22 protein-coding genes and 2 tRNA genes are annotated in these 24,859 nt (G+C 60.9%); 5 read left to right on the forward strand and 19 right to left on the reverse strand.

The features are described 5' to 3' along the window. Nucleotides 1-97: 97 nt before the first annotated feature. From virB10 to AB7D48_RS15855, 4 genes are all read right to left on the reverse strand, one after another. Nucleotides 98-1,267: a type IV secretion system protein VirB10 gene (gene virB10 / locus AB7D48_RS15840; RefSeq protein ID WP_427981159.1), complete on the reverse strand. Its 1,170-nt coding sequence runs from the start codon at nt 1,265-1,267 to the stop codon at nt 98-100. Further along, entirely contained in the window at nt 1,264-1,530 is a 267-nt protein-coding gene (locus tag AB7D48_RS15845; protein WP_427981162.1) for a hypothetical protein, read from the reverse strand. Before AB7D48_RS15845 ends, virB10 begins: the two co-directional genes overlap by 4 nt. Before the next feature lie 141 nt (nt 1,531-1,671). Beyond that, a complete protein-coding gene (gene typA, locus AB7D48_RS15850) occupies nt 1,672-3,507 on the reverse strand; it encodes a translational GTPase TypA (protein WP_427981163.1) in 1,836 nt (611 codons plus the stop codon). A 179-nt stretch (nt 3,508-3,686) separates the two neighbouring features. Then, on the reverse strand, nt 3,687-4,205 hold the full coding sequence (locus AB7D48_RS15855) for a hypothetical protein (protein WP_427981165.1): 519 nt from the start codon (nt 4,203-4,205) through the stop codon (nt 3,687-3,689). A gap of 203 nt (nt 4,206-4,408) precedes the next feature. Here AB7D48_RS15855 and AB7D48_RS15860 point away from each other — a divergent pair, with 203 nt between their 5' ends. From AB7D48_RS15860 to AB7D48_RS15870, 3 genes are all read left to right on the forward strand, one after another. After that, nucleotides 4,409-5,083 (forward strand): transglycosylase SLT domain-containing protein, encoded by a 675-nt coding sequence (locus tag AB7D48_RS15860; protein ID WP_427981167.1) that lies wholly within the window; start codon nt 4,409-4,411, stop codon nt 5,081-5,083. Between the two features lie 61 nt (nt 5,084-5,144). Continuing rightward, nucleotides 5,145-6,731, forward strand: a complete 1,587-nt coding sequence (locus AB7D48_RS15865; RefSeq protein ID WP_427981170.1) for a lysine--tRNA ligase — start codon at nt 5,145-5,147, stop codon at nt 6,729-6,731. A gap of 4 nt (nt 6,732-6,735) precedes the next feature. Beyond that, nucleotides 6,736-7,701, forward strand: a complete 966-nt coding sequence (locus AB7D48_RS15870; protein ID WP_427981172.1) for a hypothetical protein — start codon at nt 6,736-6,738, stop codon at nt 7,699-7,701. 106 nt (nt 7,702-7,807) lie between these two features. On the opposite strand, the gene AB7D48_RS15875 is transcribed toward AB7D48_RS15870, so the two are convergent. From AB7D48_RS15875 to truB, 3 genes are read right to left on the reverse strand one after another with little or no spacing between them, the layout of a single operon-like run. After that, on the reverse strand, nt 7,808-8,386 hold the full coding sequence (locus AB7D48_RS15875) for a cation transporter (RefSeq protein ID WP_427981174.1): 579 nt from the start codon (nt 8,384-8,386) through the stop codon (nt 7,808-7,810). A gap of 46 nt (nt 8,387-8,432) precedes the next feature. Continuing rightward, nucleotides 8,433-8,702, reverse strand: coding sequence for a 30S ribosomal protein S15 (gene rpsO, locus AB7D48_RS15880; protein ID WP_427981177.1), 270 nt, complete (start codon nt 8,700-8,702; stop codon nt 8,433-8,435). Between the two features lie 24 nt (nt 8,703-8,726). Then, on the reverse strand, nt 8,727-9,650 hold the full coding sequence (truB, locus tag AB7D48_RS15885) for a tRNA pseudouridine(55) synthase TruB (RefSeq protein ID WP_427981180.1): 924 nt from the start codon (nt 9,648-9,650) through the stop codon (nt 8,727-8,729). A 241-nt stretch (nt 9,651-9,891) separates the two neighbouring features. Between truB and AB7D48_RS15890 the strand changes: the two genes are divergently transcribed. Both AB7D48_RS15890 and gyrB read left to right on the forward strand, forming a co-directional pair. Further along, complete coding sequence (locus AB7D48_RS15890) at nt 9,892-11,043, forward strand: hypothetical protein (RefSeq protein ID WP_427981183.1); 1,152 nt, start codon at nt 9,892-9,894, stop codon at nt 11,041-11,043. 92 nt (nt 11,044-11,135) lie between these two features. Beyond that, complete coding sequence (gene gyrB / locus AB7D48_RS15895; RefSeq protein WP_427981185.1) at nt 11,136-13,571, forward strand: DNA topoisomerase (ATP-hydrolyzing) subunit B; 2,436 nt, start codon at nt 11,136-11,138, stop codon at nt 13,569-13,571. A 341-nt stretch (nt 13,572-13,912) separates the two neighbouring features. Here the strand turns inward: gyrB and phbB are convergent, their stop codons facing one another. The 12 genes from phbB to AB7D48_RS15955 all read right to left on the reverse strand — a co-directional run bounded on the left by phbB (nt 13,913) and on the right by AB7D48_RS15955 (nt 24,543). Then, the gene (phbB, locus tag AB7D48_RS15900) at nt 13,913-14,635 is read right to left on the reverse strand and encodes an acetoacetyl-CoA reductase (protein WP_427981186.1); all 723 of its coding nucleotides are present in this window, start codon (nt 14,633-14,635) and stop codon (nt 13,913-13,915) included. A 201-nt stretch (nt 14,636-14,836) separates the two neighbouring features. Further along, nucleotides 14,837-16,405 (reverse strand): DHA2 family efflux MFS transporter permease subunit, encoded by a 1,569-nt coding sequence (locus AB7D48_RS15905; RefSeq protein ID WP_427981188.1) that lies wholly within the window; start codon nt 16,403-16,405, stop codon nt 14,837-14,839. Further along, the gene (locus tag AB7D48_RS15910) at nt 16,402-17,457 is read right to left on the reverse strand and encodes an HlyD family secretion protein (protein ID WP_427981191.1); all 1,056 of its coding nucleotides are present in this window, start codon (nt 17,455-17,457) and stop codon (nt 16,402-16,404) included. Before AB7D48_RS15910 ends, AB7D48_RS15905 begins: the two co-directional genes overlap by 4 nt. A 61-nt stretch (nt 17,458-17,518) precedes the next feature. After that, entirely contained in the window at nt 17,519-18,049 is a 531-nt protein-coding gene (nusG, locus tag AB7D48_RS15915) for a transcription termination/antitermination protein NusG (protein WP_427981193.1), read from the reverse strand. A 10-nt stretch (nt 18,050-18,059) separates the two neighbouring features. After that, nucleotides 18,060-18,254: a preprotein translocase subunit SecE gene (gene secE, locus AB7D48_RS15920; RefSeq protein WP_427981195.1), complete on the reverse strand. Its 195-nt coding sequence runs from the start codon at nt 18,252-18,254 to the stop codon at nt 18,060-18,062. A gap of 40 nt (nt 18,255-18,294) precedes the next feature. After that, nucleotides 18,295-18,371 (reverse strand) — tRNA-Trp (locus tag AB7D48_RS15925). Nucleotides 18,372-18,497: 126 nt separating this feature from the next. Next, a tRNA-Gly gene (locus AB7D48_RS15930) sits at nt 18,498-18,571 on the reverse strand. 55 nt (nt 18,572-18,626) lie between these two features. Then, on the reverse strand, nt 18,627-19,370 hold the full coding sequence (locus AB7D48_RS15935) for an ABC transporter ATP-binding protein (protein ID WP_427981197.1): 744 nt from the start codon (nt 19,368-19,370) through the stop codon (nt 18,627-18,629). A gap of 3 nt (nt 19,371-19,373) precedes the next feature. Continuing rightward, nucleotides 19,374-20,384: an aliphatic sulfonate ABC transporter substrate-binding protein gene (locus AB7D48_RS15940; RefSeq protein ID WP_427981199.1), complete on the reverse strand. Its 1,011-nt coding sequence runs from the start codon at nt 20,382-20,384 to the stop codon at nt 19,374-19,376. A gap of 23 nt (nt 20,385-20,407) precedes the next feature. After that, the gene (locus AB7D48_RS15945; protein ID WP_427981201.1) at nt 20,408-21,226 is read right to left on the reverse strand and encodes an ABC transporter permease; all 819 of its coding nucleotides are present in this window, start codon (nt 21,224-21,226) and stop codon (nt 20,408-20,410) included. Between the two features lie 168 nt (nt 21,227-21,394). Beyond that, nucleotides 21,395-22,972, reverse strand: coding sequence for a serine hydrolase (locus tag AB7D48_RS15950; RefSeq protein ID WP_427981203.1), 1,578 nt, complete (start codon nt 22,970-22,972; stop codon nt 21,395-21,397). A gap of 62 nt (nt 22,973-23,034) precedes the next feature. After that, nucleotides 23,035-24,543, reverse strand: a complete 1,509-nt coding sequence (locus AB7D48_RS15955) for an acetyl-CoA hydrolase/transferase family protein (RefSeq protein WP_427981206.1) — start codon at nt 24,541-24,543, stop codon at nt 23,035-23,037. Nucleotides 24,544-24,859: the final 316 nt, after the last annotated feature.

Genomic DNA, 24,859 nt, shown 5'->3' on the forward strand with positions numbered 1-24,859 from the left:
CGGGCCGATCTGCCCTGTCTCAGCGCCTTGCGCGCCCGACGACGCCGCTCGGGACGGAAAATGATTGTCCTGCGGTCGGATTCAGGCGAAACTCACGTCAGACGGCATGCCACTTGGGGAATGTATGGTGAGGTGCAAAATAAGTTAGAGCCAAGCAAAAAAACATGGGGAGAAGAAATTTATAGACATTCGAGAAATCGAGATCATGCGCGACGATCAAGCCGACCGTATCACCCTGATTTTTCGTCAGGGTAGGCGGTATGTTGATCGTGTTTTGCAAGGCCGTGTTGGCAACCGCCTGGCCGTTCGATTGTGCCGAATACACGAAACCAAGGGCGGCCTGTTGTGATGTCGAATTGCTGCTGCCATTTCCGGCAGCGAGGACCGTTCCCGCGTCCAGGCCGCCTTGCACGAGCGTCAGCATGAGGGCGCCGCCGAACCTATCCCAGATATGGTTGTTGACTGCGCCCGGAAGGCCAGAGCGGCCCAACTCATCGGTGCCAGGTGAGTCGAGCGTGATAATGACATGATCCGGCGTCTCCGCGCGGGTCCAATCGACAAAGACGCGATTTTGCCCTTGAAGCAGCCCGCTTTGGATTTGGCCGACGATTTTGGTTCCGCGATCGAGCAGGACCACGTTACCCGTGGTCCCGCGAATGTCGATCGGCACCACGCAGGTCACAAGACCGGGAAGCTGGCTATCAATCGCGGTCTGGAGGCTGCATGGGATCATCGTGCCTTCCGTGATCGTCATGTTCGGGTTGGCGAGAATGGCGGCCTGTTCCCCATCCAGAGGCGTGGCTTTCAGCCGTGCGCCAAGCGGGGAGTTATCCGGTGCCGGCGGTACAGCGGGCGGGCTTCCCCCGACCGATGCAGGTGTGGCAGCGGCCGATAGGCTGGGGAGAAGGCTTCCCTGGCCTGAGTACGCCATGATCGGCGCCGTGGCCGGGGTCTGTTGGTTACTCGCGTTGCCCAACAAGGATGTCGGCGCGGCGGGCGCCGGTTGAGGGAGGGCGGGCGGCGGCTTCGCAGTTGTCGGGGGTGGTTGGGTGAATTGTTGACCGCCGCCTGTATAGGCGGTTTGCGTGGCCGCAGGCTGGGCTTTCTGCCGATGGCTGTAGAGGGCATTGAACCACACGAAGCCAAGCGCCAGCGCCCCGACAAGGCCAAGAATGCCGAGCTTGGTCCCCATCGACATTTGACGGCCGCCCTCACCGGCAACGGGAGATTTCCCCTGTTCGACGGGCGATTGATTGTTTTCGCTCATGGCACGGTCCCCGCGGCGCTGGAAATGGTGCGGGTAACGTCCGGGCTGACCGTGCCGGTGCCGGGGTTGTTGCCCACCGTGTTGTAGCCAAGGTTGTAAATGTTCAGCACGGTCCCGCCGTAGCGTAGGCGGACTTCGCGTGTGGTTTGGTCAATCTCCACCGTATTGCCATGCACCGAATAGGTGGCCGTGGCTTCCTTGCCATCCGGGTTGATGATGAAAATGGACTTAAGGTATCTTTCAAAAGCGTCCTTTGAATTCAAAGGGTTTCTGACGCTTTGTTAGGTAGAATCGAAAATTTTCATGATGTCAATAGAGTTATGGAGGATTTAGGGCCGGATAGTGGGATGGCATGAAAAAGGGCGCCTGGAGGCGCCCTTTTGTTTTACGCTTGCGAAGCGGACTCAGGCCGCGTCGTCGCTGCGGCGTTCGGCCTTCTTGCGCTCATGCGGATCCAGGTAGCGTTTGCGGATGCGCACGGCAGACGGGGTGACTTCCACCAGCTCGTCATCCTGGATATAGGCGATGGCCTGCTCCAGGCTCATCTTGCGCGGTGGGGTCAGCAGCAGCGCCTCATCCTTGCCGGCGGCACGGATATTGGTGAGCTTCTTTTCCCTGACCGGGTTCACATCCAGATCGTTTTCGCGGCTATGCTCGCCCAGGATCATGCCGACATAAACCTTCTCGCCGGGGTTCACGAATAGCACGCCACGGTCCTGCAAGGAGAAGAGCGAGTATTGCACGGCCTCGCCATCCTCGGAGGAGATCAGCGCGCCATTGCGGCGGCCTTCGATCTTGCCTTTCCAGGGGCCGTAGCCGGCAAACAGGCGGTTCATCACGCCGGTGCCGCGCGTATCGGTCAGGAATTCGCCATGATAGCCGATCAGGCCGCGCGATGGGATCTTGAAGGTCAGGCGCTGCTTGTCGCCGCCGGAGGGGCGGATATCGACCAGTTCACCCTTGCGGCGGCTCATCTTCTCGACGACGGCGCCGGAATAGGGCTCATCCACGTCGATCAGAACCTCTTCATACGGCTCTTCCTTCTCGCCGGTCTCCTCGTTCGTGCGGGTCAGCACGCGGGGACGGCCGATGGTCAGCTCGAAACCTTCACGGCGCATCGTCTCGATCAGGACGCCGAGCTGGAGTTCGCCACGGCCGGATACCTCGAACGCGTCGGTCTCGGTGGAAACCGCCACTTGAATGGCGACATTGCCCTCCGTTTCCTGGAACAGGCGGTCGCGGATCTGGCGGGATGTGACCTTCTTGCCTTCACGTCCGCCGAGCGGGCCGTCATTGATGCGGAAGGTCATGGAGAGGGTGGGTGGGTCGATCGGCGTGGCGGGCAGCGGGGCAGTCACTTCCGGCGCGCAGATTGTGTAGGGAATAGTGGTTTCGGACAGGCCCGCCACGGCGACGATGTCGCCCGCCTGCACCTCGTCCACCGGCACACGTTCCAGCCCACGGAAGGAGAGCAGTTTGGTCAGACGGCCGGTTTCCACCACCTTGCCGTCAAGGTCCAGTACCTTCACCGGCATGTTGACGGTGGCCTTGCCCTGCTCGACGCGCCCAGTCAGCACGCGGCCAAGGAAGGTGTCGGACTCCAGAATGGTGGAGACCATGGCGAAGGGGGCCTCGGTATCCAGGTTCGGAGCGGGCACGTGGTTCAGGATCAGCTCGAAGAGCGGCGCCAGACTCTCGCGGGGGTCGTTCAGATCGGCGACCGCCCAACCCTGACGGCCGGAGGCGAAAAGGGTGGGGAAGTCCAGCTGCTCCTCGTTCGCCCCCAGAGAGGCGAAGAGATCGAAGATCTCGTTATGCACATCGTCGGGGCGCGCGTCGCCACGGTCGATCTTGTTCACCACCACCATCGGCTTCAACCCGCGCGCCAGCGCCTTGCCGAGCACGAATTTGGTCTGTGGCAGCACGCCCTCGGCCGAATCGACGAGCAGCACGGCGCCATCCACCATGCTCAGGATACGCTCCACCTCGCCGCCGAAATCGGCGTGACCAGGGGTGTCGACGATGTTGATTCGGGTATCTTGCCATACCACCGAGGCAACCTTGGCCAGAATGGTGATGCCGCGTTCTTTTTCCAGGTCGTTGCGGTCGAGCGCGCGCTCGGCCACGGCCTGATGGGCGGCAAAGGCGCCGGACTGCTTCAGAAGCTGGTCGGTGAGGGTGGTTTTGCCATGGTCGACATGGGCGATGATGGCGATATTGCGGATTTTCGGCGCGGACATCTAAAGACTACCTATCGAAATGAGCAAACCGGCCGGGCCGGAGCGCTTGAGGCGCGCCGGTCAGGCCGGGATGCTCGTTGCTGATTTCGTGCCCCGCATAGCGATATTGCGCCGCAAAAGCGAGGGTAAAAACGCTTCCCATAAAACATGGGCGCCTTGCGGCGCCCATTTTCGCGGTTTTACTCTTGTTGTGGCGCGGGGGCTGGAGGGGCCATGGCACCTTGTGGAGCGGGGGCAGGGGGCGCCATGCCACCGGGCGGTGGCGGGTGGCCGGCTCCCATGGCGGCGTCGATCTGCTGGCTGGCGGCCATGTAATTCTTGGCGTGCAGGGCTTGGCGCGCCTGCTCGATGGCTTTGACCTGCGGTGAGTCGTCCACGGGAATTGTTGGGCCCTGGTCCACCGCCCGGGTCAACAGCAATGTCTCGGCGTGAGACAGCGCGTCATCCGCCCGGCCGGGATTGTGATGGGCGAGGGACGCCTTGGCGATGTGCAGATAAACATCCGGAGGCGCGTTTTCCGGCAATGGTCCCTTCAGCCAATGGCCAGGGGGCATGGCTGGCTTGGGGGCCGCCATGGCACCGGGCGGCGTGGCCGGCATGTTGGCCGGGCCCGTGGGCGGTGTCGGCGGGGTAGGCTGGGCAAAGGCGGCGCCAGCGCTAAAAATGAGGGCGGCCGAAGCCAGCCAGATGGAACGCATGAGCCTTTCTCCTGGGCTTGTGGTTGCCGTGTAACGGTCTCTCCACAAGCTTGGGAGACAGGCCGCCATTGCCAAGGCGCATGGGCTGGAGGTCGTATTAAAGCCTCGTCATGCGGCGCGGATTCGGTTAGAAAACGGTTTGATTCAATGGTTATGCGCTTCCCACCGATGGAACAGACGTGAAAATCCGTTTGGCTCTTTGCATGCTCGGCTTATGTGTGGCTCCCGCGCGGGCGGACCTGCCCGCCGGCATGGCGTGCGCGGCCGCCGGGCGCGCGGCGGAGCTGGAGAGCACATTGCCGACCAATCTGCTGCTGTCCATCGGCATGGTGGAAAGCGGCCGGGTGGATCCGCTCACCGGCCATGCAACTCCCTGGCCCTGGACGGTGAATGTGGACGGCAATGGCCGCTATTTCGCTTCGGAACAGGAAGCCGAGGCCTTTGTCCGCCTGGCGCAGACATCCGGCGCGCGCGACATCGATGTCGGCTGTTTCCAGATCAGCCTGGAGCATCATCCCGATGCCTTCATGTCGCTGTCCGATGCGTTCAATCCGGCGAAAAACGCCGATTATGCCGCCTTCTATCTGACCAGGCTGAAAAGTCGGACTGGCTCCTGGAAAGCCGCCATCGCGGATTATCATTCCGCCTTGCCGGAGCTGGGCCTGCCTTATCAACATCAGGTGCTTGCCGCCTGGAAACGCTTGGGAGACTTGCCACCGGACCTGGGAGCCGACATCGCGGCGGCGGCGTTTTCCGAATCTGACCCGGTGGTGGTGATCCAGTCGCCGGAGGCGAAAAAGGTGCATGTCTATTCCATGAACACGCCGGACAACGCGACCTGGCGCCCCGGTTTGCCGCGAATCATCGATAATCCATGACACGACCGCATGGCGGGGGTGATTGAATTTGCCGTCTCGCGGCTCTAGAGCAGGCGTCACCATGAGCGAAAACACCAATCCCTCCCAGCTGAGCTGGCCTTTCCGTGAAGCCGAACGCATTGCCGAACGGCTGAAACAGAAAGGCAAGGCCGAGGCGCTGTTCGAGACCGGCTATGGCCCGTCCGGCCTGCCGCATATCGGTACCTTTGGCGAGGTGGCGCGCACTAGCTGGGTGCGCAAGGCGTTCACGGAACTCACCGGGCTGCCCTCGCGCCTGCTGGCCTTCTCCGACGATATGGACGGCCTGCGCAAGGTGCCGGACAACGTGCCGAACAAGGAGATGCTGCGTGGGCATCTGGGCAAGCCATTGACGCGTATTCCGGACCCGTTCGGCAAGTTCGAGAGCTTTGGCGCCCATAACAATAACATGTTGCAGGAGTTCCTGCGCGCCTTCGGGTTTGAGTTCGAGTTCGCCTCCGCCAGCGATTATTACGCCTCTGGCCGGTTCGATGCGGCGCTGCTGCATGTTCTGAGGCATCATGACGAGATCGTGCGGATCATCCTTCCCACGCTGGGGGCGGAGCGTAAGGCGACCTATTCGCCGATCCTGCCCATCCATCCGCGCACGGGCATCGTGATGCAGGTGCCCATCGACCAAGTGGATGCCGCCCACGGCACGGTGTTCTGGACCGACCCGGAGAGCGGCGCGAAATTCGAGACCTCCGTGCTGGGCGGCAATGCCAAGTTGCAATGGAAGGCGGATTGGGCGATGCGCTGGTACGCGCTGGATGTGGATTATGAGATGTCCGGCAAGGATCTCATCGACTCCGTGAAGCTCTCTTCCTCCATCTGCCGCGCACTGGGTAAGGAGCCGCCGCTGACCCTGACCTACGAACTGTTTCTGGACGAGAAGGGGCAGAAGATCTCGAAATCCAAGGGCAATGGCTTGTCCATCGATGAATGGCTGACCTATGCGCCCAAGGAATCTCTGGCGCAGTTCATGTATCATGCTCCACAGCGCGCCAAGCGGCTGTTTTTCGACGTGATTCCCCGTGCCACGGATGACTACATCAACCATGTCGCGGTTTTGCCAACCGCCGAGGCGCCGCATGATAATCCGGCCTGGCATATCCATGGCGGGGTGCTGCCGGACCATGCGGGCTCGCCGATCAGTTTCACGATGCTGCTGAATTTGGCTTCGGTGAGCAATGCCGACAGCCCGGAAATGCTGTGGGGTTTCATTCGCGCCTATATGCCCGAGGCCAATGCCGAGACTTATCCATTCCTGGCGGAACTGGTGCATTACGCCGTGGCTTATAATCGCGATTTCGTGGCGCCCAAGCGCCAGTACCGCGCCCCGACGGATGTGGAGCGCGCGGCGTTGGAAGATCTGGCGAAAAGCTTGCGGGAGAATGAGCAGGCTCAGCACCCTGGCGATACCGAGGCGGAGCGTCTGCAGAATCTCGTCTATGCGGTCGGCAAGCGCCATCCCTTCAAACCGCTGAAGGCATGGTTCGACTGTCTGTATCAAGTGTTGCTGGGTACGCAGGAAGGACCCCGCTTTGGTGGTTTCATAGCGCTTTACAGCGTGGAACGGACGATCGCGCTGATCGAATTGAGCCTCGCCCGCCAGGAGGCGGCGGCCTGATCTCTTGCGCCGCTATCTGAAGCTGCTGCCGCCCGTTTTCGGGCTTCTGCTTCTCACGGCGATCGCCCTCGGGTTGCACAGGATTCTGGCCAAGGTGGGGCTGGGGGAGATTCTCGCCGCCTTCCTGGCCACGCCTTTCTGGGATGTGGTGCGGGCGGTGGGGCTGCTAGGCGGCTCCTTCTGCATCATGGCCACTTACGACCTGCCGGGCGTGTTCTTCGCGCGGCGGGCAGGAATTGGTCCTTGCCTGCCATTGCCCAATATCGGTCTCGCCTCTTTCTGTGCCTATGCGCTCAGTCACATTTTGGGAGCACCGGCATTGACGGCGGCGGCCATACGATTGCGCTTCTACGCCCATTGGGAGGTACCGCCTGGCGGTATCGCCCGCATTGTTGCCCTCTCCGCCAGCAGTTTCACGCTAGGGGTGCTGACGTTGCTGGGGGGGCTGCTGCTGCTGGACCCGACTTCCGTACCGCTGCCGAGCAGTCTGGCGCCCCCCTTGCTGCGGATTGTCGGCGCGGGGTTGCTGGCGGTTCCCATTGCTTATGTCATCGCCGCGCGGGGGCGGGAGAGCGTGGCTTTGTTTGGCAAGCGCATCGCCTTACCGGGCGGGCGGATCGCGCTGGCGCAGATAGGCCTTTCCTGTCTGGATATTGCTTGTGCTTGCGCCATCCTGCACGCGGTGCTGCCTGCCGTGCCGGGATTGAGCTATCCGCGTACCCTCAGCCTTTACCTCGGTGCCTTCGCCGCCGGCGCGCTCTCCGGCCTGCCGGGTGGGGTAGGGGTGTTCGACTCGGTGCTGCTGCTGGGGTTGGCCGGGTTCTTGGCGCCGGCCGAGGCATTGGGCGCGATTTTGTTGTTCCGCGTCATGTATTTTCTCGTTCCGGCATGTTTGGCGGGGCTGTGTTATGCCGGGCATGAGCTTTGGGCATACATAAAGGGCGGCCGCGGCGAGAAAAATAGACCATGACCGAACCGCGCTTATGCCGGGTGACGGATGGAAGAGCCCTATAAGGCTCTATCGGCGGGTTCTTGACGCTGAAGATTTCCGCCATGCGTTTGCCGGCCCAGGCGTGTCAGGCTGAATGCTCCTCGCGCGCCGCTTGCCAGACCTCCCAGGCGGCGTCCAGATTCATCGCGGCGATGCCCAGGCCCGCGATTAGATCCGGCCATAAGCTCCGCCAGAGAGAGGCGCTCACGCATCCCGCCAAGATAATGGCGGCATTGGCCAGCACATCGTTGCGGGCGGACAGAAAGGCGGCACGAGTGATGCTGCCACCCGCATGACGATGGCTGGCGAGAATCAGCGCCGCACAGCCATTCACCGTCATGGCGGCTAGGCCGGTGAGGGAAAGCCAAGCCGGGTCCGGCGCTTGCGGGTGCCAGATTTTGGAAACGGCCTGCCAAAATGTCGCGAGGCTAGGGATGAGGATCAGCGCCGCCATTGCCATGCCCGCCTTGGCTCGTGCCTTGGGTCCCCAGCCAAGGGCCGCCAGTAGCAGGAAATTAACCGCGCCATCTTCCAGGAAATCCACGCTATCCGCAAACAGGGAGACAGAGCCGATGGCGCGCGCCACCGCGAATTCAAAGAAGAAAAATCCGAAATTCAGGATCAAGGCCACCAGGGCGGCTTGGCGCAGGGAGATTTTGATCATGACCTCCTCCTGACATGAAAACGGGGCCTTGCGGCCCCGTTTCGGATCAGCGGCGCAGGTTCAGGCGCGCAATCAGATCCTGGTAGCGCTTCATGTTCTTGCGCTTCAGATAGTCCAGCAGCGAGCGGCGCTGGCCGACGAGCACCAGCAGGCCACGGCGGGAATGGTAATCCTTCGCATGGGTCTTCAGATGTTCGGTCAGGTTGGAGATGCGCTCGGAAAGCAGAGCCACCTGCACCTCGGGGGAGCCGGTGTCATTGGCGGCGGTCGCATATTCCTTGATGAGTTCCGCGCGGCGTTCAGGCGTAATCGACATCGTGCAATCCTTCGAGAAAAGACGTTAAAACAAGCGCTCGGGCTTCAGCCACCCGTCTGAGAGTCGGGCCATGGCCTTTACGCGCCCCGCCGCCGTCACGCGCACCATTCCTTCATCGGGATTGGCGGCCTCCGGAATGCGCCCCATCAGGTCCACCAGGCTGATCGCCTGGCCTTGTGAAAGGGCGAAAAACTCTGCTTGGTTCAGGGCCAGGGCCGGGATGTCGTCCAGCGCGGTCTCGAGCGGCAGCAAAGTTTCGGCAAGAGTGGCGGGGTTTTGCTCCGGATTGAGGAAAAAGTCCAGAGGAACCGCCATGTTCTCCTTGAATGGTCCCACGCGCAAGCGGCGTAGCACGGCGATATGCCCGACGCTGCCACAGGCCCGGGCGAGGTCGCGGGCGAGGGAGCGCATATAGACCCCCTTGCCGGACTGAACCTCGAATACGGCATGGTCCGCGTCGGGCCGGGAAATCAGCTCGAACCGGTCGACCTGCGCGGGGCGGGGCGGCAACTCGGGCGGGCGGCCGTCGCGAGCCATGTCGTAAGCGCGCTCGCCATCCACCTTGATGGCGGAGAAGGCGGGGGGCACCTGCATGATGTTGCCGATGAACTGGGGGAGGGCGGCATTGATCTCGGTGTCGCTGGGGCGAAGATCCGAGGTGGCGATAACGGCGCCCTCGGCATCGTCCGTATCCCGCGCCTCGCCGAATTTCAGGGTGAAGTGATAGATCTTGGTGCTGTCCATCACGTAAGGCACGGTTTTGGTGGCCGCCCCGAAGGCGAGCGGCAGAATGCCGGTGGCCAGCGGGTCCAGCGTACCGCCATGGCCGGCCTTTTGCGCGTCCAGGGCGCGCTTCACCTTGTTCAGCGCCTGTGTGCTGGTGATGCCCTGGGGTTTGTCGAGAATGATCCAGCCGTCCAGTTTGCGGCCTTTTTTCTGCCGAGCCATCTTATCCTGTGAAAATCCAAAATGAGCGGCGCTGATAAAGCGCCGCGCCGCGCCCCGCAACCTTATAAGCGGGCGGTCACCCATGCCCGGCGGGGTACATTAACGCAATGGCAACCTCGTTTTGCTGAAATTCCCCTGCCCAGAGGGATGCAGCGCGATGCAGGAGATGCCCCAGACAAGAAGATTGCCAGCCCTGCTGGAGATGAAGCCGTCCAGGCCGCATGGAGGAAGGGAGCCAGCGGTGGCCGTCAGAGCGCCTGAGAGGCGCGGCTTTGTGGGATTTGTCCAGGACAGGGAAACGGCGGATTTGCTTCAGGGGATTCTGGGTGAAGCCATGCCTGGGGCCAATATGGTCCATCTGGGGAGCTTTCGGCACGCCCTCTCAGCCCTGGCCGCCATGCCCTCGCCAGAGATCGTGCTGGTGGATTTGTCCGGGGAAGAGCAGCCGATCAACGCCCTGATGGAACTGGCGGACCGCGTGGATGCGGGAACCAGGGTGCTGGCGGTGGGGGATGCCCATAGCCTGAATTTTTACCGCACCGTGGTCAAGAAAATGGGGGTGGGCGAATATCTTCATAAACCGCTCACGGCCGAAGCGGTCATTCAGAACTTCCTGCCCTTGATCCAGAGTCGGATTCAGGATGAGTTGAGGCCGCGCGACGGGCGGATGGCCGTGCTGTGCGGCGCGCGCGGCGGCGTGGGGACAAGCGGCATCGTGGCAAATCTGGGCTGGTATATCGCCGAGGAGTTGCGGCGCCATACTGTGCTGCTCGATGGTGAGGTCAATACCGGCACCTTGGCGCTGGATATGAATTTGCCGCCCAATTCCGGTTTGTCCGCCGTGCTTGCGGCGCCGGGGCGCGTGGACGATCTGCTGCTTGAGCGCTGTGCCGATGAGGTTGGGGACAGGCTGCATGTCATGGCGGGGTTGGAGGATTTGTCCTGGCAACCGCCCTGTGAGCCGGAGGGTATGGCTATTTTCGCACATGTCATCCGCGCACGTTATAATTTTATTGTCGCCGATGCCGGAGCAAGAGCGACGCCCTTGGCGCGCCAATTGCTCTTTCATGCGCAGCAGCGTGTGGTTGTGCTGGATCCTTCAATTGTTTCAATTCATAACGTGGTGAAGCTCCAGGATTTGCCTGGTGACGAGGGGGCGGAGCCATGGCCTACTCTGGTGTTGAACAAGGCGGGTATACCGGGCGGGCTGGCTCAGTCCTTCATTGAAGATAAGCTTGGCAGGGCGGTGGATGTCGTGATTCCCTATATGCCGCTCGTGCTGGGCCGCCATGCCGGCTGCGGCACTTTGGCCGCGAGCCATCGTGGGCCTTTCCGCGAAGGCATCGCCGCATTGGCGCAGGCTCTGGGGGCGGGAACGCGGCTGGGCGGTTAGCTGCCCAGCGCTGCGCCTGGATATTAGGCTTTTGCCCCGAAATCCTGTATGAAACAGGTTCCATATGACGATTCTGGAGCCTGTTGCCCGCTATGTCCGATATGCCTGATTCCACCCCGCAAGACGATGCTTATGACGCGGCATCGATCAGTGTTCTGAAGGGGCTGGATGCCGTCCGCAAGCGGCCTGGCATGTATATCGGTGACACGGATGATGGCTCGGGCCTGCATCATATGGGGTTTGAGATCATCGATAACGCGGTGGACGAAGCCCAGGCAGGTTTCGCCAACCGGGTGGAGGCCGTGCTCAATGGCGATGGTTCCATGACCATTCGCGATAATGGCCGCGGTATCCCGACCGATATCCATCCCGAAGAGGGGATTTCCGCCGCCGAAGTTGTGCTGACCAAGCTTCACGCGGGCGGTAAGTTCAATCAGAACAGTTACAAGGTCTCGGGCGGTTTGCATGGTGTGGGGGCCGCAGTGGTGAATGCGCTGTCCGAATGGATGGAAGTGCGCATCTGGCGCCATGGCGAGGAGTATTTCATCCGCTTCGAGAATGGCGACACAGTGGCGCCGTTGAAGCTGGTCGGGCAGACGGCGAAACCCAATGGAACGGAAGTCACCTTCAAACCCTCCGCCGCGACCTTTACCCATACCGAGTTCGATTATGCGGTATTCGAGCGGCGGTTGCGCGAACTGGCTTTTTTGAATTCTGGTTTGGCCATTCTGCTGCGCGATGAGAGGCATGAACCTTTCGAGCAGATGGAATTCCATTATGAGGGCGGCGTGAAGGAGTTCTGCAGATGGCTCGACCGTTCCAAGGCCTCGCTCCTGCCGGAGCCGGTCACCGCGGCGAGCGAGGTGAAGGAAGCGGGCATCAAGGTGGAGTTCGCCTGCACTTGGAATGATTCCTACCACGAGACAATGCTTTGCTTCACCAACAACATTCCACAGCGCGATGGTGGCACGCATCTGGCGGGGTTTCGCGGCGCGCTGACGCGTGTGGTGAGCAATTACGCCAAGAATATGGGCGGTAAGAAGGAGACGGCTGAAATCTCCGGCGAGGATATGCGCGAAGGCCTGACCGCCGTGCTCTCGGTGAAGGTGCCGGATCCGAAATTTTCCTCCCAGACCAAGGATAAGCTGATCTCCTCCGAGGTGCAGCCCGTGGTGCAAGGGGCCGTGGCGGATGCGTTGAGCCATTGGTTCGAGACGCACCCGAAGGAGGCCAAGCTGATTGTCCAGAAGGTGATGGACGCCGCCGCGGCGCGGGAGGCCGCGCGTAAGGCTCGTGAGTTGACGCGGCGTAAGGGGGTGCTGGATATTTCTTCTCTGCCTGGTAAGCTGGCCGATTGCCAGGAGCGCGACCCAGCGCATTCCGAACTTTTCCTGGTCGAGGGTGACTCAGCCGGTGGCTCCGCCAAACAGGGGCGTGATCGGAAATATCAGGCGATCTTGCCGTTGAAGGGCAAGATCTTGAATGTGGAGCGCGCGCGGTTCGACAAAATGTTGAGCAGCGCCGAAGTCGGAACGTTGATCACCGCATTGGGGGCCGGAATTGGCCGGGGAGACACTGAGCAAGGCGGCTTCGACCCCGCCAAGCTGCGCTACCATCGGATTGTCATCATGACGGACGCGGACGTGGATGGCTCGCATATCCGTACCTTGCTGCTCACATTCTTTTACCGGCAGATGCCCCAGCTCATTGAGCAGGGCTATCTCTATATCGCGCAACCGCCGCTTTACCGCGCCAAGCGCGGCAACGACCAACGCTATTTGAAGGATGACGATGCGCTGGAGGCCTTCCTGCTCGACCGAGCGTTGGGTGATTCGGTGTTGAGCAGCGGTGCGTTGACGCTGTCTGGCGATGAGTTGCGTGAGGCTGCGGCATGGATTGGTCAGGTTGTGCACCGGCTGCGAACGATGGAGAATACGCTGCCGCAGACTTATCTGGAACAGATCGCCATAGCCGGGCTGTTGTCTCCCGCCGCGCTGGGGGATGCGGCGAAGGATGCGATATTGGTCGCGCGGCTGAATGCGCAGTCCTTGCAGACTGAGAGAGGCTGGGTTGTTACCTCCGACGAGACGGGGGTGAAAATCGGCCGGACCGTGCGGGGCGTGGCGGAGCATTATACGTTGGATGCCGCGACCTTACGCACCGCCGAGGCACGCTACCTGGCCGAGCGCGCGGGCAAGTTGGCCGAATTGTTCAACGAGGATGCAAAATTATCGATCGACGGCGCAACGGCAAAGCCCGTGCATGGACCAGCCGCCATGTGGGACGCGCTGCTGGCGCATGGCCGCAAGGGGCTGGTGATCAGCCGCTTTAAAGGCCTGGGGGAGATGAACCCGGAAGAGCTATGGGCAACCACCTTGGACCCACAAGCGCGCCGCCTGCTCCAGGTGAAAATCTCGGACGCCAAGGATACGGATCAGATCTTCTCCACGCTGATGGGCGATATCGTGGAACCGCGCAGGGAGTTTATTGTGAATAACGCGCTCAAGGTCGCCAATTTGGATACTTAGAGGGTCGTATCAGCGCAAAAATAAATTAGAATATTGCCGGATTACTGCTGAAACAGCCGTCAGGGCTGTTTCAGCTTGTCCGGAGGCTGCGAGTGGCGCCGGCGTGATCAAGCCTGCTTATAGCCCGTGTTACTTCACTTGATGAAAAGAAGCGGTCATTCAGATGTCTAATAATCCGCGGGGCGGACATGCCGCAACGCTTTGACGTTCTGTTTTTATGGAGCCGGGAAAATAGCGGGGTTTTGAAAAATTCCGGTTCAGCGGCCAAGTCCCCAGCGTTGCGTGCGCAACGCCAGTTTCCTGGCCGCCATGATCTGGAATTCACACCGAGACGCGGTGCCTCAGTACATATGTTGCCCGCCATTGATGGACAATGTTGATCCGGTAACGAAATCCGCATCGTCAGCGGTCAGGAATACCACGCCACGCGCTATGTCTTCCGCCTTGCCAAGGCGTCCACGCGGGATTTTGGCAATGATCTTTTCCAACACATCGGCAGGCACGGCGCGCACCATGTCTGTATCGACATAGCCGGGCGCAATGGCGTTTACCGTGATGCCATAGCGTGCCCCTTCCTGGGCCAGCGCCTTGGTGAAGCCATGGATGCCGGATTTGGCGGCGGCATAGTTCACTTGGCCATATTGGCCAGCCTGTCCATTGATGGAGCCGATATTGACGATACGGCCGAATTTCGCGGCTTTCATGCCATCGAATGTCGCCTTGCAAAGGTTGAAGCAGGAACCAAGATTGGTGTCGATCACCGCGTCCCACATCTCGCGGGTCTGCTTGCTCAACACCGAGTCGCGGGTGATACCCGCATTATTGACGAGAATTTCGATGGCGCCATGGCGGCTGGCAATATCGTTGACCGCCGCAATGGCCTCTTCGTAATTGCCGGCGTCGAACTTGATCACTTCAATGCCGGTTGTTTTTTGGAAGGCTTCGGCGGCTTCGGTGTTTCCAGCATAGCTGGCAACGACGAGCCTCCCGGCTTTTTGCAGTGCAACACTGATTGCGGCGCCAATGCCGCGTGTCCCACCTGTGACCAATGCAACTCGAGCCATGTGGACCTCCTCACTTTTTTCAAAGCTTAAACCAATACTAATCGGGCGCAAAGTATCATTGCCTGGACTTTGAGCGGGAAAAAGACCGGCAACATCCCGTATCGTGATATATGATGGAAATCAGAACGTCAGGCCATGACGCAAATCAACATGCGCCAGGATTTGAAGAAGGTTTAGACATGCGGATGCTGGTGCGTTCGTTCAATGTCCGCCAGGGGCCGCGGGGCCGCTGGGGCGCCGAATGAAGAGAGATGCCGCCAAGGCGATCAGCATGCCCAGGGCCAGCAACCCGAAGGCATCGCCATATGCGAAATAATTGGCTTGTTGCCTTATGGTTTTGCCCAGCAGGATGATGGCTTGGCGGCGGGCGTCGTCCGGATCGGACATGCCGTGAGCCTGAAAATAATGCTGCATCGCATCAATGCGGGTTCTCGTTGCGGGCTCCAACAGGCTCACATGCTGATTGATGATGAAGGAATGAAATTTTTCACGGTTGGTGACGAAGGTTTCCACCATGGCGATGCCAACCGCTCCGCCGAGATTGCGTAGCATGTTGAACAGGGCTGAGGCCGAGCCCGCATCGGCGGCGGAGATGCCGGCGGTGGCGATCATGGTGATCGGCGGAAAAACCATGGCCTGGCCGACAGCGCGGATCAGGTTGGGAATGAGAAGCTGTGGGCCGCTATCGTTGGGGCCGAGCCGCAGATTCATCAACAGGCTGATGAAGAACAGCAGGAAACCGAAGGACAGCAGGCGGCGCGGGTCGATGCGTTGCATCAGCCAGGGCATGCAGGGAATGATGAGGAGCTGTGGCAGGCCGATCCAGGCCATCACCAACCCGGATTGCTGGGCGCTATAGCCATGTGCCTCGGCTAGGTAGATCGGAATGAGATAGACCGCCGAATACAGAACGAAGCCCAGCATGAAGTTGGAAATGGAGGAGAAGCCGAAATTCCAAGCCGTGAACAGGCGCAGATTGACAAGCGGGGCCTTGTTGCCCGGTCGCAATTCCTGAAACAGAAACAAGATCAGCGTGATCGCGGAAATGATCGATAAGCGGGTGATGAAGACGGATCCGAACCAGTCGTCCTTGTTGCCTTCTTCCAGGACGGTTTGCAGGGCACCAAGCCCGATCGCCATGGTGAACACGCCGAACCAGTCGCCATGCCAAAGCCGCTCCAGATGCATCGGTTCGGATTTGAGGCCCCAGAGCAGGGCGGGCAGCATGAAGGCACCGGGCATGAGGTTGAGGAAAAAGATATAGCGCCATCCATAGGCGTCGGTGATCCAGCCGCCAATGGTCGGACCAATGGCGGGCGCGAAGGTGGCGGTGAGGGCGAACATCGCAAAGCCCACGGGCCGCGCCCTCGGCGGCAGCAAGATCATGACGCAAACCAATGCCAGCGGAATCAATACGCCGCCGGTGAAACCCTGGAAGGCGCGCAGTAGCACCATCTCTGGAAAGGTTGAAGATAACCCGCAAGCCACCGAGAAGAGCAGGAACAGGATGGTGTTGGCGATGAGATAGCGCCGCAAGGAGAACACGCTAGCCAGCCAGCCCGAAAGCGGAATGACGATGATCTCGCCAATCAGGTAGGCGGTGGAAATCCAGCCGCCATTATCCAGCCCCGTGCCGATTCCCCCTTGAATGTCGGGCAGGGAGGTATTGACCACCTGGATGTTGAGCACCGCCATGAAGGCGCCCAGCAATGCCCCCGCGACGGCAACCTTGTTCTTGAGCGGAATGGTCTCCGCGCCACCCTCGATCATTGCCCGCTGCGCGTGTCGATTTCCGGTTCCACGGACATGCCCGGCCTGAGCTTGCCAATCTCTTTCGGTGTTAGGTCGATCAGGATCTTCACCGGTACACGCTGCACGATCTTGGTGAAGTTGCCAGTGGCGTTGTCAGGCGGCAACAGAGCGAACTCCTGGCCGGAGGCGGGGTAGATGCTATTCACATGGCCACGCACCTTCAGGCTGGGAAAGCCGTCCACATGGATGCGTACTTTCTGGCCGGGATGGATATGGGTGATCTGTGTCTCCTTGTAATTCGCCAGCACGTAAACCTGGGACAGCGGCACCACGGCCATGATCTGCGTACCGGGCTGCAGATAGTCTCCCACGACCACGGTTTTGTTGCCGACCACACCGTCGAACGGGGCGCGGATATCCGTGTGTTCAAGATTAAGCTGCGCCTGGGCGGCTTGCGCCTGGGCTTGGGCCACGGTGGCTTTGGCCCCTTGCAATTGTGCCTGGAGCACGTCCACTTGGCGTTGTGCGGCTTGTAATTCGGCCTGGTCGGAAGCTAGCGCGGCGCGGGCGGTTTCCAGGTCCGTGTCGGCCTGATCGGCGGTTTGCACGGGGCTGGCCCCCTTGGCGGAGAGCGTCGCATAACGGCGCTGGTTTTGCGTGGCGAAGGTCAGCTTCGCTTCGTCGCCTTGCACGGCGGCCTGGGCGGCGGCGATTTTCGCCTGCTGGAGAGAGAGCAGGGCTTCGTCATTCGCCACTTCGGCTTGCGCGCTGCCCAAACCAGCCTTGGCGGCATTCAGCGTATGTTCGTAATCACGCGGGTCGATGCGTACCAGCAATTGCCCCTTGGAGACAGACTGGTTCTCATTGACCGCCACATCGGTCACGTAGCCGCTGACCTTGGCGGCGATCAGGCTGGAATCGGCCGCGATATAGGCGTCGTCCGTGCTGACCAGATACTGGCCGACCAGGACATAATGCACCAGCCAAACCAATAGCGCGATGACCGCAATGACAAGTCCGGCGCCAACCAGGAGGCGGCGCCGGGAAGAGGATTGGATATTATCCGACACTTAGCATGCTCTCAAAAATTCCGGAGCAGACATAAGCCCCGTGTGTCGAATTACAAGTCTATCAGAGTTTCTCCACCTGGGCGTATTCCAGATCCACGGGGGTGGAGCGGCCGAAGATGGACACGGAGACTTTGACCCTGCCTTTTTCCTCGTCCACTTCCTCGATCACGCCGTTGAAGCTGGTGAAGGGGCCATCGGCCACGCGTACCTGCTCGCCCACCTCGAAGATCACAGCCGGGCGGCGTTGCTCGGTGCCCTCCTCCTGCTGTTTCATGATCCGCTCAGCCTCGGCATTGGTGATCGGGCTCGGCTTGTTACGGCTGCCCAGAAACCCCGTGACCTTGGGAATATCCTTCACCAGATGCCAAGTATCGTCGGTCATGTCCATGTTGATGAGGACATAGCCGGGAAAGAACTTGCGCTCGGTATTTACCTTTTGGGCGCGGCGTACCTCGGTCACTTCCTCGGTCGGCACCACGATATCGCCGATATGATCGGCAAAGCCCTTCAGATCAGCCTGCTCCTTGATCTGCTGGGCGATCTTTTTCTCGAAACCGGAGTAGACATGCAGGACGTACCAACGCTTGGCCATCGAAAATTCCTTAACTTCCGGCGCCGAACAAAGCGCGCATGGCGGCGCCGATTATGCCGTCAACCGCCAGGAAAAACAGAGCTGTGGCAACCACCATGGCAAGCACGAGCCCGGTGACCTGCACCGTCTCCTTGCCTGAGGGCCATGTGACGCGGGATGCCTCGGTGCGGACCTCGCGCGCGAATTTCAACACGTTGAACGCCAAGACGGACCAAACTCCATAACTGCGAACGTGCCGGGTGGGATGGCAGGGGCGGAGGGTCTCGAACTCTCAACCTCCGGTTTTGGAGACCGGCGCTCTAACCAATTGAGCTACGCCCCTATCCGTACCAGCATGGAATGCGCCTTCCACACGCTGGCGCGCCGAATGTCAAGTACCCGGCTCTGTTTAGCTGGTGTTTCGTGGTGGAAAGCGGCATTGGCTTCAAACATGAAACATCAGATAAAATGGAGCGGGTGACGGGGATCGAACCCGCACAACCAGCTTGGAAGGCTGGGACTCTACCATTGAGCTACACCCGCTCGGCGCGCTCCACCGTTAAGCCAAATCCCCCCACCGAGGCAAGGGTGGAGGAGCTCAAAGCGTTTCTCCGGCGAGAATCCGGCGCGCGGCGCGTTTGAGTTCAAGAAATTCGGAGCTGGTGGTCATGTCCCAATTCCGTGGCCGGCCGAGCGGGACGGTGGAATCCAGGCTGATTCGCCCCGGTCGCGCGCTCATCACCACCAGCCGGGAGCCCAGCATGATCGCTTCGTCGATGTCATGCGTCACGAAGATCACGGTAGCGTGGATTCGCTCCCATAATTCGGTCAGGAAATTCTGCATGTTCTCCCTGGTTTGCGCATCCAGCGCGCCGAAGGGCTCGTCCATCAGCAGCACGCGCGGGTGCATCACCAATGCCCGGGCGATGGCCACGCGCTGTTGCATGCCGCCGGAAAGTTCATAAGGGCGATGAGACTCGAAGCCGCTCAGACCGATCAGTTCGATGACTCGGTCCACTTCCCGCCAGGGGATGTTGCTGGCGCCACGCATGCGCAGCCCGAAGGCGACATTGTCCCGCAGGCTCAGCCATGGGTACAGACCGGGCTTTTGGAACACCACCACCCGGTCCGGCCCTGGGCTGTTCACCGACTCGCCATCCAGCATGATCCGCCCGGTGCTGGGTGTCTCCAGCCCAGCCAGCATGTTGAGCAGGGTGGATTTGCCGCAGCCCGAGGCACCGAGGATGGTCAGGAAGGAGCCCGTCTCGACTCGCAGCGATACCTCGTCGAGCGCTTGCTGGCCGTTGAAAATTTTGGTGACGCGCTCGATCTCAAGGGCCATCGCCTATTTCGCCGCCGAGGCGGCGAAGCTTGAATCGACCGCTTTGGCGGGATCGTCCAGCGGTGTCATGATCCGCCCGATCTTCAGCAGCACGGCGGCGGTGTTGGCCAGTGTCTTGGTGGTGGCGGAAGTGGCGCTGCACTCGCCGTTGCCCAGCACATCTGGGGTGGTCTGGTCGGCGGCGGAGAAGATTTCATAGCCCTTCAGCTCGGCGGCGGCGGTTTTTTCATCAAGTCCCGCCTGCTGGGCCATGATGCTCAGCGCCTTTTCAGGGTTCTTCTTGGTATAGGCCACCCCGGCATCCAGCGCCGTGACGAACTGCACCGCGAGTTCCGGATGTGCCTTCACCCAGTGCGTGTTGGCGATGCAGACATTGTAGGAGGAGGCGTCACGCGGCAGGTCCGCGTCGGTTTTCAACACGGTGGCGCCATCGGCGCGCAGCGCGTCGAACACGGGGTCCCAGACGATGGCGGCATCGATGGATTTGGTGGTGTAGGCCACGCGCATCTCCGGTGGGGACATATTCACCTGCCGGACCGAATCGAAGGGCACACCGGCCTCTTTCAAAAAGGTCGCCAGTTCGAAGCTGGCTTGCGACCCTTGGACGATGGCGATCTTCTTGCCTTTCAGGTCCGCGATGGAATCGATGCCCGAGCCCGGCCGGACCACGATGCCAGCAGCACTGGTATAGCGTTCCTGGTTATAGATGATCGCCAGCGGCAAGCCTTGCGAAATGGCGGCAACAAAAGGTGGAATGCCCAGCCCGCACATAAATTGCAGGGAATTGGAGGCCAGCGCGCTCATTGCCGCCGGGCCGGAATCGAAGAATTTCATGGTCACATTGGCGTCCATGTCTTTCTGGAACAACCCCAGCCCCTGGGTGACCATATAGGGATCGGCGCCATTATTTTCGTAACCGATGACGATGCTCGGCTTGCCCGCTAGCGCCGGCATGGCCGTGGCGGCCAGGGCGCTGACGCTCAGTAAGCCGGCCTGGAGAAATTGTTTCAACATGTTGCCCCCTTTGTCGTTTGAACTCATTCCCGTCCGCGCCAGGGCACGGTGCGGCTTTCCAGGAGTCGGATCGCCAGCTCCATCGCATAACCCAGAATGCCGATGACAATGATCCCCGCGATCACCACGGCCACTTGCAAGGCCTGCCCGGCATATTGCACCAGCCAGCCCAGCCCTTGATCGGCGGCGATCAACTCGGCGGCCACAAGGCAGGTCCAGGCCACGCCGATTCCCACACGCGCGGCGGTGAAAATCTCCGGCAGGGCGGAAGGCAGAATCACATGACGGAAAATCTGCCGTTCGCTGGCGCCGAGCGTGCGTGCCACCGCCAGGCGCAAGGGGGGCGTTGCCTTCACGCCGGAAATGGTGCCGATGATGATCACCGGGATCGTGCCGACGAGAATCAGCAGGATCTTCGGCAGTTCGCCGATGCCAAACCACACGACCAGCAAGGGAATATAAGCCAGCGGTGGCACCGGGCGGATGAATTGCAGGAACGGGTCGATGATACGGAAGATGAAATCCACCCGCGCCATCAGCAGGCCCAGCGGCACGCCGATGGCAATGGCTCCCAGGAAGCCAATGGCCACGCGCAGGGAGCTGACGCCGATATCAAGCCAGATCGTATGGCCGCCATAGCCACGCGTGAACAGAATGACGAAGGCGTTCCAGACCGCCTTGGGCGGCGGCAGGGCGATCGGCGGAAAGAGTTGAAGAACGGACGCCAGTTCCCAGAGGGCGAGGGCCGCCAGCAGGACGAGAGATGTCGTCAGCCAGGTGAGATGAGCCTGCCCGCGCCTTGCCGGGGCGGAGTGGCGCGCTTGCGGCTTGGTGTCAGCCATGGGCGGAACCTGTTTTGCCGATCGGGCCATTCAATGAAAGACGCGTCCTGACGTCACGCACATTCATGCAGTCTTGCCGGAAAGCCCGGAGGGTTCAAGGCCAAAGCTGAGCCCTGGCGGGAGAAAACGCCCGGGCTTGTCCGGTCTGGCTGTTTGGGCGGGCATAAATCATCGTGTGAAGCCGCCTATTCCGGCCTCGTCGAGGAAATCGGTCGTGACGCGTGTGGCGGGATGCCCTGAAAAGCTAACCTTGTAAGCCGAGCCGGGGGGAGCGTTTTCATTCCTCGGGTAAATGGCGAATTCATCGCCCTCCCAATGCTCACAGGGAAGGCGCACATGGCTGGGGCCGGCTTGCAGTACAAGGCCGCCGGATTCCTCCAAGACAGTCAGCGGACCATAATAGATATTCCGGTAGATGCCTTGATAAGCAGAGAGGGGTTGGGCGGGCATGGGGTTGGCCGGTGGCTGCTTACCCACGAATGCGCCTTGCGGCGCCCGCATTTGCGCGAAGACGGGAGCGATCACCTTCATCCAATCCTTTTGCGGCGCTCCAAACTGCACGTAATCCAGAAAGGTCAGCCCAATGGCTTCCGCCACGCCGACCGGCCAGGCATTGGTCAGCACCACAATCCCCAGGCCAAGAGCGGGCAGCATCATCACGTTGGTCGCGGCTCCCAGCAGAAAGGCACCGGAATGGCTGAGCATCTTATAACCGCCGTCGCTGGTGCCGACATTGAAGCCAAAGCCGTAATAGGAGGCAGGGTGGCCGTCCCGCGCTGGGCTTATTTGCATTTGCGGGGTGAGGGCGGGGGCAAGGGCATCCGCCGCCACGATCTGCTCGCCTCGATAGCGTCCCAACCCCAGGATCAGCGATATCCATTTCGCCATGTCATTCACGCTGGAGCTGGCCCCGCCGGCGGGAGACTGCGCTTGTGGGTCGCGCACGGGCGCCGGCACAAAGCGCCCTGCTTCCGGCATATGGCCCACGGCACGATTTTCCATGGCCTCGAATACCGGGAACCGGGAGGTCGTGCGGTTCATCCCCAGCTTTTGATAGAGAGCGGTTTCGCAGAGGCTGGACCATGCCAGCCCGGCTTTTTCGGCCACGGCCTGCGCGGCGGCGGTGATGCCCATGTTCGTATAAGCGTAATGGGTACGGAACCCTTCAAGCGGCAGGTAGCGAAGCCGGCGCAGGATCTCCATCCGGTCGTAACCCAGCTCCTCCAGCTCGTCTCCCGCATGGTCCGGCAAGCCGGAACGGTGGGCATAAAGATCGGCGATGGTCAGGTCCCGGGTGGCCCTGGCGCTGGAAAGGCTGAACCAGGGCAGCAGGTCTTGCATCCGGCTATTCCAGGCGAGGCTGCCGATGCCCACCTGATGTGCCACCACCGTGGCGCCCAGCGGTTTTGAGATGGAGGCCAGCTGGAACACGGTGTCGGCATCCACGGCTCCTGCCTTGCCCGCTTCGCGCACGCCATACCCCTTGGCGAAAAGCGGTTTCTCACCCTGTACGATGGCCAGGGCGATGCCAGGAATGCCTGAACCGGCCTGTAAGCGCCGTGTCAGAGTGTCGGTTTCGGTGATGGCTTTTCGCAGCCTGGCCGGGTCTGGTGAGCGGGTTTGGCTGGCACGGGCGCCAGCGGCCAGCGGCAGGCCCAGCACACCACCAAGAGACGCCCGCAGCAGGGGGCGGCGGGCGATGGAAAACACTGGCATGGCGCCCTCCGGCAATGTTTCGCCCGCCATTTCTGGCGGCTTTTGCAACGCTACCGGAGGATGCGGGGCTTGTTAAGCCTGCTATCGGTCTCTCAGGCGCGCATCGTGCCGGTATCGATATAGCGCTGATGCCAGGACAATGCCTCGCCCGGCAGGCAGGGAGATTGCTGCCCATAGGAATGTTCCCGCGCCCGGTGGAAATAATCCTTCAGCATCGGCTTATAATCGGGGTGGGCGCAATTCTCGATGATTACGGCGGCGCGCTGCTTGGGGCTGAGCCCGCGCAGGTCCGCCAGCCCTTGCTCGGTCACGATCACCTGCACATCCTGGGTGATATGGTCGACATGCGCTGCCAGTGGCACGATAGAGGAGATGGCGCCATTCTTGGCGGTGGAAGGGGTTACGAAGATCGACACATAGGCGTTGCGCGCGAAATCGCCCGATCCGCCAATGCCGGTCTGGATGCGCGACCCCATGATCTGGGTGGAATTCACATTGCCGTAAATATCGGCCTCGATCAGCCCGTTCATGGCGATGCAGCCCAGCCTGCGCACAAGTTCCGGATGGTTGGAGATTTCCTGCGGGCGCAGGATCATGTGCTTGCGATATTCCGCCATATTGTCGTTCATCCGCTCCGCCGCGGTGGGGGAGAGCGAAAAGGCGGTGGCGGAGGCCAGGCGCAGCTTGCCGCTATCCAGCATGTCCAGCATGCCATCCTGGATTACCTCGGTATAGGCGGTGAGATTCTCAAAGCGTGATTCATTCAGTCCGGCCAGCACGGCATTGGCGATATTGCCCACGCCCGATTGCAATGGCAGCAGATTCTCAGGGAGCCGCCCCAGCTTTACCTCATGTTCCAGAAACTCGATGAGATGCCCGGCAATCGCATAGGCCGTGGCGTCGGGCTTGGCGAAGGGCAGATTGCGATCCGGCGAATGGGTTTCCACCACCGCGATGACTTTTTCAGGATCGCATTTGAGGGTGGTGCGGCCAATTCGGTCATCCGGGCGGATCAGCGGAATGGGCACGCGGTTGGGGGGCAGGGCGGTGCCATAATAAATATCGTGCACGCCCTCCAGGGCCTCGTTCTGCCAATGATTGACCTCGATGATGATCTTGTCGGCGCGGTCCACCCAGGTTTTGGAATTGCCGACGGAGGAGGAGGGGATCAGCGATCCATCCTCGGTAATACCCACCACTTCGATCAGCGCGACATCCAGCTTGCCGAGAAAGCCCTGCCAAGCCATCGGCGCCACCTGGCTCAGATGCATATCGAGATATTCCATCTCGCCCTTATTGATTTTCTCGCGTGCGATGGGGTCTGAATTGAAGGGCAGGCGGAACTCGATGCCATCGGCTTTGGCCAGCGCGCCGTCCAGCTCCGGGCCGGTGGAGGCGCCGGTCCAGACCTTCACCCGGAACGGGTTGCCCACCTTGCGGGCTTCCTCGATCCGCTTGGCCAGGGCCTGTGGCACGGCCTTGGGGTAGCCGGAGCCAGTGAAGCCACTCATGCCCACGGTGCAGCCGGGGGGAATCAGCGCGGCGGCGTCTTCTGCCGTCATTAATTTCTGCCGCAGATTCATGGACCTGATTCGAGTCATCAATTTTTCCTTCCTGGACGCCTCGGCCGTGGCCGGTATGCTCTTCGTATGGTCGATGAAGTAGAACAAGGGTGCCATCGACCGTCAGACAATTCGTCGGATCAAATGTACGCCCGTCTTCCCTCCGCGCTGCACATCGCTCCGTTCGGCCACGCCTGTCCATTTGCACGAAAGCAGCCTGTCAACCTGTCCTGGAACGGGACAAAATGCAATCTTTCGCCCCGCCGCGCGGCCAGCCGGATCTGCCGCCCATAATGGCCTTCTACTTTGTTTTTTCTATAAATTTCAGGCTCCCCTTGACGATTCGGGGGCGATT

Source organism: Acidocella sp. (genome assembly GCF_050253495.1).
Lineage (GTDB): Bacteria > Pseudomonadota > Alphaproteobacteria > Acetobacterales > Acetobacteraceae > Acidocella.